The organism is Fundidesulfovibrio soli (assembly GCF_022808695.1).
Taxonomy (GTDB): domain Bacteria; phylum Desulfobacterota; class Desulfovibrionia; order Desulfovibrionales; family Desulfovibrionaceae; genus Fundidesulfovibrio; species Fundidesulfovibrio soli.
Map to the genome: position 1 here is coordinate 125177 of NZ_JAKZKW010000002.1, position 15073 is coordinate 140249.

At 66.4% G+C, this 15073-nt stretch carries 16 protein-coding genes; 2 read left to right on the top strand and 14 right to left on the bottom strand.

The annotated features are described in order from the left end of the window. Positions 1 to 13: 13 nt before the first annotated feature. The 13 genes from MLE18_RS04395 to MLE18_RS04455 all read right to left on the bottom strand — a co-directional run bounded on the left by MLE18_RS04395 (position 14) and on the right by MLE18_RS04455 (position 11238). Positions 14 to 430, bottom strand: coding sequence for a hypothetical protein (locus MLE18_RS04395; RefSeq protein WP_243367670.1), 417 nt, complete (start codon positions 428 to 430; stop codon positions 14 to 16). A gap of 2 nt (positions 431 to 432) precedes the next feature. After that, positions 433 to 750 (bottom strand): hypothetical protein, encoded by a 318-nt coding sequence (locus MLE18_RS04400; RefSeq protein ID WP_243367672.1) that lies wholly within the window; start codon positions 748 to 750, stop codon positions 433 to 435. Continuing rightward, on the bottom strand, positions 750 to 1493 hold the full coding sequence (locus MLE18_RS04405) for a flagellar basal body-associated FliL family protein (RefSeq protein WP_243367674.1): 744 nt from the start codon (positions 1491 to 1493) through the stop codon (positions 750 to 752). The genes MLE18_RS04400 and MLE18_RS04405 overlap by 1 nt, the downstream gene beginning before the upstream one ends. A gap of 51 nt (positions 1494 to 1544) precedes the next feature. Then, a complete protein-coding gene (locus MLE18_RS04410; RefSeq protein ID WP_243312228.1) occupies positions 1545 to 1928 on the bottom strand; it encodes a chemotaxis response regulator CheY in 384 nt (127 codons plus the stop codon). A gap of 78 nt (positions 1929 to 2006) precedes the next feature. Beyond that, positions 2007 to 2801, bottom strand: coding sequence for a FliA/WhiG family RNA polymerase sigma factor (locus MLE18_RS04415; RefSeq protein WP_243367676.1), 795 nt, complete (start codon positions 2799 to 2801; stop codon positions 2007 to 2009). Beyond that, on the bottom strand, positions 2743 to 3573 hold the full coding sequence (locus tag MLE18_RS04420) for a MinD/ParA family protein (protein WP_243367678.1): 831 nt from the start codon (positions 3571 to 3573) through the stop codon (positions 2743 to 2745). The genes MLE18_RS04415 and MLE18_RS04420 overlap by 59 nt, the downstream gene beginning before the upstream one ends. Before the next feature lie 14 nt (positions 3574 to 3587). After that, complete coding sequence (locus MLE18_RS04425) at positions 3588 to 4637, bottom strand: flagellar biosynthesis protein FlhF (protein ID WP_243367680.1); 1050 nt, start codon at positions 4635 to 4637, stop codon at positions 3588 to 3590. Positions 4638 to 4668: 31 nt separating this feature from the next. After that, a complete protein-coding gene (flhA, locus tag MLE18_RS04430; protein ID WP_243367683.1) occupies positions 4669 to 6768 on the bottom strand; it encodes a flagellar biosynthesis protein FlhA in 2100 nt (699 codons plus the stop codon). A 22-nt stretch (positions 6769 to 6790) separates the two neighbouring features. Continuing rightward, on the bottom strand, positions 6791 to 7864 hold the full coding sequence (gene flhB, locus MLE18_RS04435; RefSeq protein WP_243367685.1) for a flagellar type III secretion system protein FlhB: 1074 nt from the start codon (positions 7862 to 7864) through the stop codon (positions 6791 to 6793). Between the two features lie 4 nt (positions 7865 to 7868). Beyond that, a complete protein-coding gene (gene fliR / locus MLE18_RS04440) occupies positions 7869 to 8654 on the bottom strand; it encodes a flagellar biosynthetic protein FliR (RefSeq protein WP_243367689.1) in 786 nt (261 codons plus the stop codon). A gap of 204 nt (positions 8655 to 8858) precedes the next feature. Next, positions 8859 to 9770, bottom strand: a complete 912-nt coding sequence (locus tag MLE18_RS04445; protein ID WP_243367691.1) for a M23 family metallopeptidase — start codon at positions 9768 to 9770, stop codon at positions 8859 to 8861. Positions 9771 to 9783: 13 nt separating this feature from the next. Further along, on the bottom strand, positions 9784 to 10545 hold the full coding sequence (locus tag MLE18_RS04450) for a tRNA lysidine(34) synthetase (RefSeq protein ID WP_243367692.1): 762 nt from the start codon (positions 10543 to 10545) through the stop codon (positions 9784 to 9786). Positions 10546 to 10758: 213 nt separating this feature from the next. Next, entirely contained in the window at positions 10759 to 11238 is a 480-nt protein-coding gene (locus MLE18_RS04455) for an acyl-CoA thioesterase (protein ID WP_243367694.1), read from the bottom strand. Between the two features lie 73 nt (positions 11239 to 11311). Here MLE18_RS04455 and MLE18_RS04460 point away from each other — a divergent pair, with 73 nt between their 5' ends. After that, the gene (locus tag MLE18_RS04460; RefSeq protein ID WP_243367696.1) at positions 11312 to 12952 is read left to right on the top strand and encodes an MBL fold metallo-hydrolase; all 1641 of its coding nucleotides are present in this window, start codon (positions 11312 to 11314) and stop codon (positions 12950 to 12952) included. A 20-nt stretch (positions 12953 to 12972) separates the two neighbouring features. Here MLE18_RS04460 and MLE18_RS04465 read toward each other — a convergent pair whose 3' ends face one another. After that, positions 12973 to 14082: a tRNA nucleotidyltransferase/poly(A) polymerase-related protein gene (locus MLE18_RS04465; RefSeq protein WP_243367698.1), complete on the bottom strand. Its 1110-nt coding sequence runs from the start codon at positions 14080 to 14082 to the stop codon at positions 12973 to 12975. Here MLE18_RS04465 and MLE18_RS04470 point away from each other — a divergent pair. Next, the gene (locus tag MLE18_RS04470) at positions 14071 to 15069 is read left to right on the top strand and encodes a biotin--[acetyl-CoA-carboxylase] ligase (RefSeq protein WP_272881489.1); all 999 of its coding nucleotides are present in this window, start codon (positions 14071 to 14073) and stop codon (positions 15067 to 15069) included. The genes MLE18_RS04465 and MLE18_RS04470 overlap by 12 nt on opposite strands. The last annotated feature ends 4 nt before the right edge of the window (positions 15070 to 15073 follow it).

Sequence of the window (15073 nt, forward strand, 5' to 3'; positions counted from 1 at the left end):
GCGGGGGCTCCCGCTATTTGGCCTGGGAGATGATCAGCGCCACCTCGTCCGGGCTCAGGCCCGTGGCCTTGGCCAGGGCCTTGGGCGTCTGGCCCTTCTTGTGCCCGGAGAGCACCACCTGGCGCAGGAAGTCCGGGGAGCGGGTCATGTCCTCCGCGACCTTGACCAGGCCGGAGAGTTCGCGGGCGCGGGCGTCGAGCTTGTCCTCCAGGCGGATGAGCTCCTTCTGGCGCGCCTCGAAGGATTCAAGCAGCTCCTGCTCCAGCCTGGCGCTGCGCTCCAGCTTGCCCATCAGCTCGCCGTGGTTGGCCTGCAGCGCGGAGAGCGAATCCTCCGAACGGCGGAGCCTGGCGAAGAAGCCCACCACCAGGATGAGCAGCACGAGTTCGCTGCCGGTGAGGGCGAGAAGAATCCATTCCTGCAAAGACACGTTCACACCTTCTTGTCGAGCAGATGCCCGATCCAGGGCGACGAGGACGGAGGCGCGTCCTCCCCTTCGGCGGGGTGGTGCTGGCGGCGGGGCTGCTGGTGGTGCTGGGCGGACTGGCGGGAGGCGTCCTCGTCCTTCACCATCACGGCTGCTTCCTGCTTTTCGACCTTCTGGACCTGATGCTGCTGGTCTTTCTGAATCTGCAGGGCCATCTGCTGGGCGAACACCTGCTGCACCTCGGGGTGGGCCAGCTGGGCGGCGGCCATACCCTGGAGGTTGGGCATCTGCGCGATGGGAGCCGTGATGTTGATGTCCGCCATTATTTCACCAGCAGTTCGTCGAACAGCACCTGGTCGATCTGCCCGGAGTTGAGGTAGTTGTTCACCACCCCGCGCAGTTCTTCCCGGATTTTTTCCACCTCGTCCTTGTCGGTCAGATTGTTGAAAGTCTTATTCTTCAGGTTGTAGTACAGGCCGTCCCTGATGGGGAAAGCCTTGAGCTGCAGCTCGGGCACAATGGGGCTGTCCTGCTTGTATACGAGCTTGAGCTTGATGTTGACTACCCTGCTCACGCCCTTGGCGTCCACTTTTTCCACCACGAAGGGCGCGAGCTCCACGAAGACGTCCGGCGGCTGAGGCGGCGGAGGAGGCGGCGCGGGCGGCGCGGGTTCCTCCGCAGGAGGGGGCGGCGGAGGCGGCGGGGGCTCGGGCGGAGTGCGCAGCAAGAACCACCACACCGCGGCCCCGGTGACAAGCAGCAAGGCCGCCCCGCCGATGAGCACGAGCTTCTTCTTCCAGAAGGGCAGCTTCAGAGGCTCGTCGAGCTCCTGGGGCGGGGGGGCGGTGGGAATCTCGGGGAGGGGGGCGGCCTCCTCCGGTTCGTCCTCGAGGAAGGGGGCGTCGTCAAGGTCCAGCTCGACCTTCTGCTGGGCGCGGGGCGAACCCGCGGAAAGTTCCGTGTCGTCGAGCCTGGCCTTGACCTGGTCGGGGGCGGCAGGGTCAAGCACTCCGTCGCGGGAGCCGCCCGGGGGGGCGGTGTCGTCTGGGGGCGGAGGCGCGGCCATGGGTGATCCGTGCGGTGGGCGGATCGGCGGGGCGCAGGGCCCCGCCGGTCATTACTTGTCGAAGATCTTTTCGATCTTCTGGCCGAGGGTCTCGGCCGTGAACGGCTTGACGATGTAGTTGGAGACCTTGGCCTGCACGGCCTCGATGATGTTCTCCTGCTGGGCTTCGGCCGTGACCATCAGGAAGGGCATGGCGGCGAATTCCTCGCTGGCGCGCACCTTGCGGAGCAGTTCGATGCCGGGCATCTTGGGCATGTTCCAGTCCGAGATGACGAAATCGATGCGGTCCTTGTTGAGTATCTCCCAAGCGGTCGTGCCGTCGTCTGCTTCGATGATGTTGGTGAAGCCCAACTGGCGCAGGATGTTCTTGATGATGCGGCGCATGGTGGAGAAATCGTCCACTACGAGTACGCGCATGTCTTTGTTCACGGCCATGATGGTCTCCTTTTGGCGTATCCCGCCGGCGGCGGGGAGGCTACGAAACGTGTCGCCGGGCCTGGCTGCCGCTTTCCGCTACGCTTCCACGATGCCGAACTGCGCGTGGAACTTGCTGCGCAGCTTGGAAAGGGCCTGGGAATGTAGCTGGGAAACGCGGCCCTCAGTGATGCCCATGACCTCGCTGGTCTCGCGCATGTTGAGTTCTTCCACGTAGTACAGTGAGAGCACAAGCTGTTCCCGTGGCGTCAGTTCATCAATAAGCAGCGCCAGTTTGTCAACGATTTCTTTGAGCGCGGCAGATTTGTACGGCTCGTTGTCGATCTGCTGTTGCTTGAACGAGGTCAAATTCTCGGTGATGGCGTCCAGGCTGAGGCAGAGCTGGCTCTGCATGGCCTCCATGGCCTGGGTCACCTCTTTGACGGAGAGGCCCGTGACGCCGGAAAGCTGTTCCGGGGTGGGCGTGGCGTCGGACACCGCTTCCAACTTACGGATGGCCTCGTCGATGACGCGGACCCGGTGCCGCTGGCCCCGGCTGAACCAGTCGAGCTTGCGCAGTTCGTCGAGCATGGCGCCCTTGATGCGCGACTCGGCGAACGTCTCGAACTTGATGCCCATCTCGGGCTTGAAGCGCCCCAGGGCCTCCATGAGCCCGAGGGCTCCGGCGCTGAGCAGTTCCCCCAGTTCAACGCTGGGGGGAAGCTTGGCCTTGAGCCGCAACGCCAGAAGCTTGATCTTGGGGGAATAGTGCCTGACGATGTCCTGTCGGTCCGCCTGGGCAAAGTCCTGCCAAGACTTGGCTCCGGCTTCGAAGCTAAGCCACGGGCTGCTCTTGGAAGAGGAGCTTTTTCCAGAAGAACTTGATGTTTCCATCGAGTTGCGCGTCGACGTCCCAGCTTGTAATTTTGCGGGCAATCGCCCCCACCTTCAGGCTAGCAGGCGCTTCCGGAGCCATGTGACAAAATGGCGTTTGGCGGATGACCGCCTGCCTTACCGTGGTATCATGCGGTATAAAGTCTACAAAATCCAGAGAAATTCCATCGAGGAAGTGGTCGCAGGCCGCGTAGAGCTTGCTGAAAACCTGCTTGGCCGCCTTCTCGCTCTGCGCCATGTTCACCACCACGCGGAAGCGGTTCACGGCGTGGTTCATGTGCATGACCTTGATCAGGGCGTAGGCGTCCGTGAGGGAGGTCGGCTCCGTGGTGAGCACCAGCAGGCGCTCCCGGGCGGCGAGGTTGAAATACAGAACATTGTCGTTGATGCCCGCACCCGTGTCCACGATGAGGTAGTCGATCTTGTCCTCGAGGTAGTCCATGGCCTCCAGCAGTTCCAGCTTCTGCCCGGTGGAGAGCGAGAGCATCTCCGCCACGCCTGACGAGGCGGGCAGGATGTGAAAGCCGTAGGGCGTCTTGTAGAGCACCTTCTTGAGGCTGACTCCCTGGTGGAACAGGTGGAACAGGTTGAGCTCCGGGGCAAGGCCCAGCACCACGTCCACGTTGGCCAGGCCCAGGTCCGCGTCGAGAAGGACCACGCGCTTGTCCAGCTTGGCCAGGCAGAGGGCCAGGTTCACGGAAATGTTGGTTTTGCCGACGCCCCCCTTGCCGGAGGTGACGGAGAAGACAAGGGGCGGATTTTTCGAGTGCATGGGCTGGATTCCGTTTACGCGGCCTGTTCCACGGTTTGCGACGCCGGAGCTTGAACACCGGGCATCTGGTGGGAGAAGACGATCTTCCACATCGCCTGGGAGGCGGCTTCGGCCATGGTTCCCGTAAGGCCCGGTCCGAAGCAGAAGGCCGAGGCGGGCAGTTCCGTCATGCGGCCCACGTTGATCAGGCTTCCGAAAGTACCGGCTTCGTCCAGTTTCGTCCAGACCACGCTTTGCAATGCTTGGCAACGATATTGTTCCCACACCCGGGCGTAGTGCGCGGGGGTGAAGTGGGGCGGCAGGGCCAGGTGGGCAGCCACGTCGTCGCGGCCGGTCAGGCTGCGTGCGCGCAGCCAGGTTTCCAGGGTCTGGCCCTGGGGCAGGGCGGGCAGGTCGACGAAGATGGCGTCGAAATTGCGGCAGGCGATGAGGATGCGGTCGAAATCCTCGGGATCGGCGGCGTCGGCGAACTGGATGCCGGAAAGGTCGGCTGAGCGCTTCAGCGGGGATTTTCCGCCCGCCGTGCGCTCGTCGCAGTTGACGATGCCGATGCGCCAGCTGGGGTGCGCCTGTTTGGCGGCCAGGGCCATGCGCAGCAGGGCGCTGGTCTTGCCCGCGCCCGAAGGCCCGGTCATGAGCTGGAATTTCTGCCTGAACTCTCCGTAGGGCTTCACCGTGGCGACCCGGCCCAGTTCCGCCAGCAGGGAGGGGTTCTGCGCGCCCTTGAGCTTGAGGAACAGCCCGGTGAGCACCGGCTCCTCCACCTCTTCGCGCTCCAGGTGCTGCATGGCCATCTTGAGCCTGGGGGGCAGGGCGTCCAGGTCCAGGTGGGGCTTGAGCAGGGCGCTCAGGTGGCCCTTGATCTCGCACCACTCCTTCTCCCAGCCTCCGCGCGGGGAGCGGGCGGCCTGGGGCAGCTGGTCGTCCTCGCTGGCCGGCTTGGGGACCTCCAGGTCCTGGTCCACGGCGGCCATGATCTCGCAGTAGGACATGCCGTTCTCACGACGGGTCTGGTTGGAGAGGATGACCGCCTCGGGGCCCAGTTCCTTCTTGATCTGGGCCATTACCAGCGCCGCGCTCGTACCCCTGAATGTTTTAACCCGCATGGCTCAGTCCTATGATGGCGATGGATTGCAGCTTTATGTCCGCCGGTATTTCGGCCTGTGAGATCACCGGCAGCGTCGGGATGAACCTATTCAAAAGCTGGGCCAAGTGGGGCCTGGAGGTGGGCGTCACGAGCAGGACGGGCTGGCCTTCGCTCAGCATGGCCCGCTCCAGGTGCTGGTTGAGGTTGGTGATGAGCGACTGCGCCGAGCCCGGGTCCATGGCCATGTATGTGCCGGTGTCCGTGCGGCGGATGGAGTCGCGGATGATGGTCTCCACGTTTGGGGCCAGGGTGAAGATGGGCAGCGCCGACTCCGAGGTGAGGAAGGGCTTCACGATGGAGCGGCCCATGCGGGAGCGGACGTATTCGGTGAGCTGGTCGGGGTCCTTGGTGGCGTGGCCGTAGTCCGCCAAAGTTTCGACGATGGTCAGCATGTCGCGCACGGAGACGCCCTCGCGCACCAGGTTCTGCAGCACCTTCTGCACCGCGCCCAGGTTGAGCACGCCGGGCACCAGCTCCTCCACGGCCTTGGGGGCGCGCTTGTGCAGGTTGTCCAGCAGGGACTGCACCTCCTGGCGGCCCAGGAACTCGTGCAGGTTGCGCTTGAAGACCTCGGTGAGGTGCGTGGAGATCACGGTGGCCGGGTCCACCACGGTGTAGCCCGCCAGCATGGCCTCCTCCTTGGAGGCGTCGGGAATCCACAGCGCGGGCAGGTTGAAGGCGGGCTCGCGGGTGTCCACGCCCTGGATGCGGTGCTTCACGTCGCCCGGGTCCATGGCCAGGTAGTGGTCGATGAGAATCTCGGCCGAGGCCACCTCGTTGCCCTTGATGAGCACGGCGTACTGGCCCGGCTTGAGCTGCAGGTTGTCGCGCAGGTGGAGCGACGGGATGATGACGCCCATGTCCAGGGCGAACTGGCGGCGGATGGAGCGGATGCGCGCCAGGAGGTTGCCGTTCTGGTCCTCGTCCACCAGGGGGATCAGGCCGTAGCCCACTTCCAGCTCCAGGGCGTCGAGGGGAAGCAGCTGCTGGACCTCCTCTGGGGTCTCAAGCTCCTGGGGCTTGGGCTTTTCGTCCTCCGCCTGGCCTTCGGCAAGGATGTTCTTCTGCTTCTGGCTCACACCGGCGAGCAGGAACATGAGCCCGGCCAGCGCGGTGAAGGGGATGAAGGGCATCCCCGGCACCAGGCCGAAGAGCAGAAGGATGCCGCTGACCAGGCGCAGAGCCTTGGGGTGGTAGGTCAGCTGGGCGATGAACTCCTCGCCCATGCGCGCCTCGGCGGCCGCGCGGGAGACGATGAGGCCCGCGGACGTGGAGATGATGATCGAGGGGATGATGGAGACCAGACCGTCGCCGATGGTCAGGATGGTGTAGGTGGAGGCCGCGGTCTTCCAGTCCATGCCCTTCTGGAGCATGCCGATGAGGATGCCGCCCACAATGTTGATGACCGCGATGAGGATCGTCGCCTTCACGTCACCCGAAACGAACTTGCCCGCGCCGTCCATGGCGCCGTAGAAGTCGGCCTCCTTGCGGATCATCTCGCGGCGCTTGTTGGCCTGCTGCTCGGTGATGATGCCCGCGTTGAGGTCCGCCTCGATGGCCATCTGCTTGCCGGGCATGGCGTCCAGGGTGAAGCGGGCGGCCACCTCCGCGATACGCGTGGTGCCCGCCACGATGACGGTCTTGTTGAGCGAGAACAGGATCAGGAACACCACCACGCCGATGACGTAGTTGCCGCCCACCACGAACTCGCCGAAGGCCCGGATGACTTGGCCCGCCGCGCCCGTGCCTTCGTCGCCGTGCAGCAGGATCAGGCGCGTGGAGGCCACGTTGAGCGACAAGCGCATCAACGTGGTGACCAAGAGCAGCGTGGGGTAGATGGAGAACTCAAGGGGCGAGGTCATGAACATGGAGGTGACCAGCACCACGAGGCTGATGGAGATCGACAATGTGAGCATCAGGTCGATGACCAGGGTGGGCACCGGCACGAGCATCACGAAGAGGATCAGCACCACGCCGCCCGCGAGCATGATGTCGCCCTGGGTGGAGAACCGCGCGTAGTTTATGTCCAGGATGTCGGTCTTGGCCATGTTTTTGACACCTTCCTAAGAGCTAACGGGGGATGCGGTTGCGGTACTTGTTCAGGGTGGCGAGCACTGCGGCCACTGCCTGGAAGAGTTCCTCGGGGATCACCTCCCCTACGTCCGAATCCTTATACAATGCCCGTGCCAGAGGCTTGTTCTCGCGCACGGGCACGCCGTTGTCGTAGGCGATGTCCTTGATCTTCTGGGCCAGGTAGTCGGCGCCCTTGGCCACCACGATGGGGGCCGGGGCGATGAGGGGGTTGTACTGCAGGGCCACCGCGATGTGGGTGGGGTTGGTGATGACCACGTCGGCCTTGGGCACGTTCTTGAGCATGCGCTTGCCCATGACCTCGAACATCTTCTGCCGCTGCTTGGACTTGACCTGCGGGTCGCCCTCCACGTTGCGGTGCTCGTCCTTCACCTCGCCCTTGGTCATCTTCATGCTCTCGGCGTAGTCCCAGCGGGTGTACCAGACGTCGAAGGCGGCGATGAGGGCCATGGGCACCAGGGTGTACCAGAGCATGGTCATGGAGCTTTGCAGGATGTAGACGGCCAGGCCGTGGGCGTTGTTGTAGAACAGCGGGATGAAGCTGGCGAACTCCTTCTTGAGCACGATGTAGGGGGCGATGGCGATGGCCGCGGCCTGGGCCACCTGACGGGCCAGGCGCACCAGGGCCTTGGGGTCGGCGAACAGGGCTTTGAGGCCGTTCATGGGGTTGAAAAGCTTGCCCCAATTGAAGTTGGCCAGGTGGTTGATCCACAGGCTGCCCACCTGGATGCGCATCACCGTGTAGGCCGTGGCCGCGATGATGAGCAGCAGGGGCAAAAGCATCTTGGCCAGGCGCATGCAGACGTCGAGCAGCATGGCGTTGACGCTGCTCATGGTGATCTCGGTGCGCATCCCGTCGCTCAGGAACCAGCGGAAGATGGCGGTCATCTCCGATTCGTAGGTGCCTATGGTCATGCGCACGGCCAGCGCGCCCATGAGCAGCACGGCCAGCTTGGGCAGCTCGGCGCTCTTGGCGACGGAGCCCTTCTTGCGGGCGTCGGTTATGCGTTTTTGTGTCGCCGGTTCTGTTCTGCTGGGGTCTTTCTCCGCCATGGGGCTACCTGCCGGGGATGCGGTGCATCACCGCCGTGTACATGGGGCCAAGCTCCCCGATGAAGTCGGCCACGTAGTGCGCCAGAGCGGCCATTGTAAGCGTCATGAACAGGAAACCCACGCTGATCTTCACGGGGAAGCCGATCTGGATCACGTTCATCTGCGGCGCCGCGCGGGAGACCAGCGCCAGGGCCAGGTCCACCAGAAAGAGCGCGGCGATCACGGGCGCGCTGATCTTCACGGCCAGCACGAACAGCTCCGACGAGAACCGGAGCACGGAGTCGGCCAGGGCGGGGGTGATGAACAAGGCCCCGGGCGGCACCAGCTGGAAGCTCTGGGCCAGGCTGGTGAGCAGGAACAGATGCCCGTTCATGGCCAGGAACATCATGATGGTGCACTGGTTGAGCAACTGGGCGGTGACGGAGTCCGAGGAGCCGGTCATGGGGTCGAGCACGCTCATCATGGAGAAGCCCATGGAGAAGCCCACCATATGCCCGCCCGTCATCACCGCCGAGAACAGGAAGTTGACGATGATGTCCAGAACGAGGCCAAGCACCAGCTCACCCGCGATCATCAAGATCAGGCCCAGGGCGTCCAGGGGCAGCAGTTCGCCCGGGAAGGAGAGCCTGGGCCAGATGGCGAGGCTGAGCACGATGCACAGCGCGCCCTTGACCGGGTTGGGGATGGCCCCGGCCCCGAAGAAGGGCAGCAGAAACACCACCAGGCTCACCCGGATGATGGTGAGGAACAGGCTGAAGAACTGGACGGCCTGGAGGTTGAAGAGTTCCATGCGGGGAGCTTAGCAAATGGTGGGCCACTCAGGGAAGCGGCCCGATGGGGCCAAACTGCCTGTAGCACTAGCCGCTTCTGGCAGCCTGTTCAAAAAGCCTGCTGGCAAGGCGCACGAAAAAGTCAAGGCCGAAGCATATCAGGCATATGTGAGGGTTTGACTTTTTCGGGGCAACGCAGCCAGCGGGAGTTTTTCAACAGGCTGCTACGATTTCCCGGGAGCGGGCGCCGCGCCGCCCAGGTAGGCGGCCGGGTTCACGGGCACGCCCGCGAAGCGCACCTCGTAGTGCAGGTGCGGCCCGGTGGAGCGGCCGTCCTGGCCGACGCCGCCCAGGGAGTCCCCTCGCTCCACGCGCGCCCCGGCCCGGACGTCCAGGCGCTGCATGTGGGAGAATGCGGTGACGTAGCCACCGCCGTGGTCCAGGACCACGGTCATGTTGCCCTCGGAGTCCTCCCCGGCGAAACTCACCAGCCCAGGGGCCGGGGCGCGCACCGGGGTGCCGGCCGGGGCCATGATGTCCACGCCCTTGTGGAATTCCTCCTGCCCGGCGAAGGGGGAGAGGCGCACGCCGAATTCCGAGGAGACAACACCGCGAACCGGCCAGGCGTCCGGCACGGAGCCGGGAAGGGCCGGGCCCACTGAGAGCAGCCTGCCAAGAGCCGCCGCGTCGATCTTGCGCGGCTCCACACGCTTGGAAAGGGCGCGCAGGAAGTTGTCTGAGAGCTCCATGCGGTCCAGCAGGGCCTTGGGGTCGGCCGCGGCGCTGTTGCCCGCGTCCACGCCCGCGGCGGCCTGCCGGGCCTCCTTGTCCAGGCTGATCATCTTGCGCAGGGCCGCGTCGCCCTCGCGCAGGCGGGCAGTGCCTTCGTCCAGGCCGCCGGATATCTCGATGATGCGCTGGGCCACCTGTTTGCGCTGGGCCGAGGTCTTGGCGATCTCCTCCAGCTCCTCCTCCAGGGCCGGGCGGGAGAGCATGGCCGCGAGCCACCAGGCGTTGCCCGCCAGCACCAGCAGACAGAGGATCGCGGCCGCGGCCACCAGGGGCCAGCGCACGCTCAGCCGCCTGTAGCGGTTGGCTGTGTCCTTGAAGAGTTCGAGGCCGGAAGAGTGGGGCATGATGCGGTCGCGGTTATGGCTTCGGCAGGCCGCTGTCAATCTGCCAGCGGGTCAGCGCGCCGAAGGCGTTGGCGCGGAAGCGCCTGTCACGGGCGTACATCTCCTTGAGCCAGCCCTCGAAGTCGGAGCGGCGGGTGTTGCCGGCCGACGGGCACGGGTTGGACCAGATGGGCAGCCCCCATTGCCGGGCGGCGCGCTTGATGTGGTCCTTCTCCACGGTGAGCAGGGGGCGGATCATCTGGAGCCTGCCGCCGAAAAAGGGTTCCGAGGCCGAGAGGCCCTGGACCTTGCCGGTCTGGAACACGTTCATGAAGAAGGTGGTCGCCAGGTCGTCGGCGTTGTGGCCGATGGCCAGGTGGGTCAGCCCGTACTGCTCGCAGAGCTGGAACAGCCGCGTGCGGCGCAGCATGGCGCAGTAGAAGCAGGCCGAGGCCTTGCGGTTCTCGGGGGAGTGGGCGCGTGGGCCGTGGTCGGTGACTTCCGCGTGCAGGGCCACGCCCTTTTCGGCGCACCACTCGATGAGCGGGGCGTGGGAGGCCACGTCGAACCCGGGGTTCACGTGCAGGGCCAGCACGTCGAACTTGAAGGGCACGATGCGCTGGCGCAGGCGCAGGACGTTGAGCATCACGAAGCTGTCCACGCCGCCGGAGACGGCCACGCCCACGCGCGAGCCCGGGGTGAGCATCTCCAGCTGGCGCATGAGCTTGCCCGCCTGGCCCACGCAGACCTTCTGGGCATAGGTGGCCTTCTCGGCCTTGACGCGTTTGAATGACATGGGAAACCTCTGGGGAGCCCCGCTTGGAGAACGCGGGGACGGCTGCGGCCATAGCCGGGAGCGGGGCGCTTGGCAAGCGCTGGCGGAGCGTGACGGTCGGGATTGGGGCGGGGCCTGGAGCGAGCGCTACCCGCGCGCCTTATCGACAAGGCGTCGCCCAGCGGCGTCCGCAATGGGGCGGCGGCCAGGATCGCCCCGGCCGGAGCGGGCCGGCTAGGCGCAATCCCCGATGCGCCTGCGCCTGCGGTTCTGGGCTTCCTCGCTGCGGCGGCGCTCGTCGTCGGTCTCCAGGATGAGCAGCGGGGCCGGGGTGGGCTTGCCGTTGGTGTCCAGGGCAACGAAGGTCAGGTAGGCCGAGGCGGTGTGGCGCACGTCGCCCGAGAACATGTTCTCAGACTCCACCCGCACGCCCACCTCCATGGAGGTGGTGCCCACGTGGTTCACGATGGCCTTGAAGGTCACCAGCTCGCCCACGCGCGAGGGCGCCAGGAAGCTCACCTGGTCGATGGAGACGGTCACCGCGTTGCAGCGGCAGTGGCGCATGGCGGCCATGGCCGCCGCCGCGTCGATGTGCTTGAGGATCACTCCGCCGTGGATGGAGCCGTAGGGGTTGGCGTCCTGGGGCAGCATGGCGATGGAAAGTTCGGTCCTGCTGCCCGCTGCGGGCTTGCCTTGTCGTCTCTGCTCGTCCATACCAGAACCCTAGCCCAGGGCCGGGCCGGATGCAACCCGCCGGGGGCCCGGGCCGCATGAACAAGGAGCGCGCATGGAGCCTGTGGAATCCAAGGACCGTCAATTCGTGCTGAGCCTGGACGGCCCCCGCTGGCTGGCCGGGTTCGTGGCGGACGTGCCGGACCGCAGCGGGGCCCTGGCCGAGCTGGCCCGGCTGGCGGCGGGCCACGGCGTGAACATCCACCGCCTGCTCTACGAGCGCGGCCGACACCCGAGCCGGGTGGAGCTGACCCTGGAGTGCCCGGAGTCGCGGCGCATCGGGGCCGTGCTGGACGCCCTCAACGCCAAGGGGATGCTGAGCCAAGCTCCCGAGCCGGAGGAGACGCCCCTGGCCATCACGGACGTCTCCGGGGTGCTCAGCTTCAAGGTGGCCCTGGACGACAGGCCCGGAGCACTGGCCGCGCTGACCGAGCGCTTCAAGGTGATGCACGCCAGCGTCATCCACCTGCGCTACGACGGCGACGCCGAGCCCGGCATGGCCGAGATCTCGGTGGTCACCAGCGGGGCGGAGGAGGTCTCCAAGCTGCTGCGCGAGTTGACGGGGGCGGGCTACCACTATCACGTGCTCTGGCAGGGCGGGCCGGACAGCAGCGTGGACGAGGTCATGGGCCTTTCCGAAGTGGAGGCCTTCCTGTTCAAGCTGCGCTCCTCCCTGCCGCCGGAGCGCATGAGCGCCCTGGAGGACCTTTTCAGCACCTCGCGGGCCATGCGCCAGGCCCTGAACGAGTTCCGTGGCGCGTCGGGCGAATCGGGCGAGGCCCTGGCCGCCTCCCAGATCTACGCCAACATCCTGCGCCTGGCTGCCATGGCCGTGGGCACCACCCATGAGCGCTTCACCCTGCGCCTGACCGGGCCTGTGCGCCTCACGCCTGTGGTGAGCATGTACATGCTCTCCTGCCCGGAGGGGGCCAACAGCTACCTGCTCAGGCACGGGGACGCCGCCACCTTCCTGGACACCAACTTCGGCATCTACTTCGACGACGTGATGGACTGGCTCGCCCTCCACGGGCTGGACCCCTCCTGCGTGCGCACCGTGCTGGCCACACACCCCGACGCCGACCACGCGGGCTGGGCGGGCAAGCTGCAGCAGCGCTTCGGGGCCGAGGTCTTCATGCACCCCGACAGCGCCGAGGTGTTCCGCTGCGAGGACCGCACCCTGGGCCACGGGGACCTCTGCGGCATCAACCGGCCCTTCACCCGCCTGGTGAGCAGGCTCACCGACCTGGTGCCCCCGGAGCGCATCTCCGGCTTCGCCCCGGCGCAGGGGGAGATGGGGGGCTTCCGCGTCATCGGGCGCATCGCCGTGGCCGACCTGGACTTCACCGTGCTCGAGAGCCTGGGCGGGCACGCGGCGGCGCAGGTGTTTTTTCTGGAGGAGCAGCGGGGCTACCTGTTCTCGGGGGACTACCTGCTGGACCCGCGCAGCCTCTCCCCCAAGGACCGCGACGCCCTCTCGGTGCACAAGTCCCTGCTGACGAGCACCAACACGGATTCCGCCCTGTTCATGCGGGAGATGGGGATGCTCAAGGAGCTCATGCGCGGCGTGGCGGCGAATGTAGCCAAGAACGGGCGCAGGGCCATGGTCTTCCCGGGGCACGGGGAGTTCTACGCGGTGGAGAAGGCGGAGTGGGGCGGCGCCCGCCCCGGCAAGCAGGCGGAAGCGCCTAAGCAATAGCTGAGGGCGTCCGAGCCGGGCTACCCGGCGACGCGCGAGATGGCCTCGCAGCGCAACTGGTGCAGCAGCGCCCCGGAGGCCTCGCCCTGATCCTGCTTGTCCTCCGGCAGGCGCACGGCCCGCACGGCGCGCAGCTCCCGGCGGACCTGGGGCAGCATGTCCTCCCCGCCGTCGCAGGCGACCAGCTTGAACAAGCGCGAGGTGAGCCTGCGCGCCTCCAGGCGCATGAGCAGGTCCACCTTGGTGCCGGGGCGCAGCTCCCGGTAGCGGTGCGCGCGCATGTGCTCCCCGGCGGCGGCCATGCCCGCCTCGATGAAGGCCATGGGCATGCGCAGCCTGCGCCCCAGGGTGTCGGCGGCGGCCACCCCGGCCTCGTCGTGGCCGTGGTGCCTGGGCAGGCGCTCAGGCTGTGTCAGGGCCTTGCCCAGGTCGTGCGCCAGGGCCATCCAGACCAGCAGAGGGTCCCCGGCGGCGCAGTCCATGACGCTGCAAATGTGGTCCAATACGTCTGAATCATGGTATTGGGCTGGCCCGGCCGGAACGTTCCGGCAGGCTTCCAGCTCGGCCAGCCAGGGGCGCAGGCAGTCCGTGGCGGCCAGCAGGCGCACGAAGCGCGAGGGCTTGGGCGCGGCCATGGCCTTGGCGACCTCGCGGCCCACCCGCTCGGCGGCGTGGCCCTCCAGCAGGCCAAGGCGGGCGGTTTCGCGCATCTGGCCTAGCAACTCGGGGCTGGGGGAGAAGTCGGGGAACTGGGCGGCGAAGCGGGCCGCGCGGAACACGCGCACCGGGTCGTCGCGCATGGAGGCGGGGGAGCAGGGCCGCAGCACGCGGGCCTGGAGGTCCATCAGGGCCAGTGGATGGGCGTGGATGGCGCCGTCCTCGGCCAGGGCCACGGCGTTGATGGTCAGGTCGCGCAGGAGCAGGTCGCCCTCCAGCGAGCCGCCCCGGGGCCAGGCGTATTCGCTTCCATCCAGGATAAAGACGGGAAAGGACTTGCCGACCAGGCGAGCGGTGGGATACCGCCCCTGGAATGTTTCGTGGTCGGCGTGGATGACGAGGTAGTCGCGGTCGGTGACGGGCCTGCCCAGAAGCATGTCCCGAACCGCACCGCCAACCAGATGTATCTGCATGGAGGTTTCCGATCCGTGGCGGAGATTGATGGTCCTACGCTGCCGGGGCCCGGGGCGCTCCTCTGGGCTTTGGGGCGGGAGGAGCTGGCTGACCCGCTGTGTCCTGACTCGCTGGCCGGGAGCCACCCGGCCTGGGAGGAGGATGCGCGCCGCTTCGCTCCTTGGCAAGAGGTTTCGGTGACGTGGTGTTCCGCCTGCGCGCAGGAGAGATGGTGGGTCTCCCCGGTGCGGCGGCAGGGAAGGATTCTGGTGTGCGGCAAGTGTTCCTCGGCCCTTGATGTGGCCAGGCCCCTGGCCGAAAACACCATGTTCGAAGCTTGGGATTCGGTGCTGGCGGTGTCCCAGTGGGCGGGGCGCGGCCAGCTGAGGCGGCAATGGCTTTCGCCGCCGGGCAACGTATACTCGGCGCTGGTGCTTCCTTCAGTGCCCAAGGAGTACGATTCGCTGCTGCCGCTCATCCTGGGCTACTGCATCGCGGGATTCCTGCGTTACAAAAAACTGGACGCGCACATCAAATGGCCCAACGACCTGCTGGTGGCCGAGCAGAAGGTGGGCGGCATCCTGGTGGAGGAGCGCAGGGGCGTGACCGTGGCCGGCATCGGCCTCAACCTTGTCAGCGCGCCCCATCCGGACATGCTGCGGGAGGCCCACGCGGTTCCCGCAGGATACCTGCGGGCGCACGGCCTGAAATCCGGTCCGCTCACGCTGTGGGCGGAACTTGTGGATTTTGTGAAAATTTGCTACGAAACCACTCTTCAACAAGGTTCACCCGGTAACGTCGCCGCCATGATCGAGCCTCTTCTGTGCTGGCTAGGCGAAACGGTCGCGATCCGGGACGGGGATGAGACTCCGTGGACGGCCCGGTTGGCGGGGCTCGCCCATGACGGAGCGCTCCGAGTCATGCCCGCAGGCGGAGCGGGCGAAAGACTTCTCACTTCTGGCGGCATTTGGCGGGTCCGCGAACACCCCCTCAAGCATCCAGGTTAGGGAC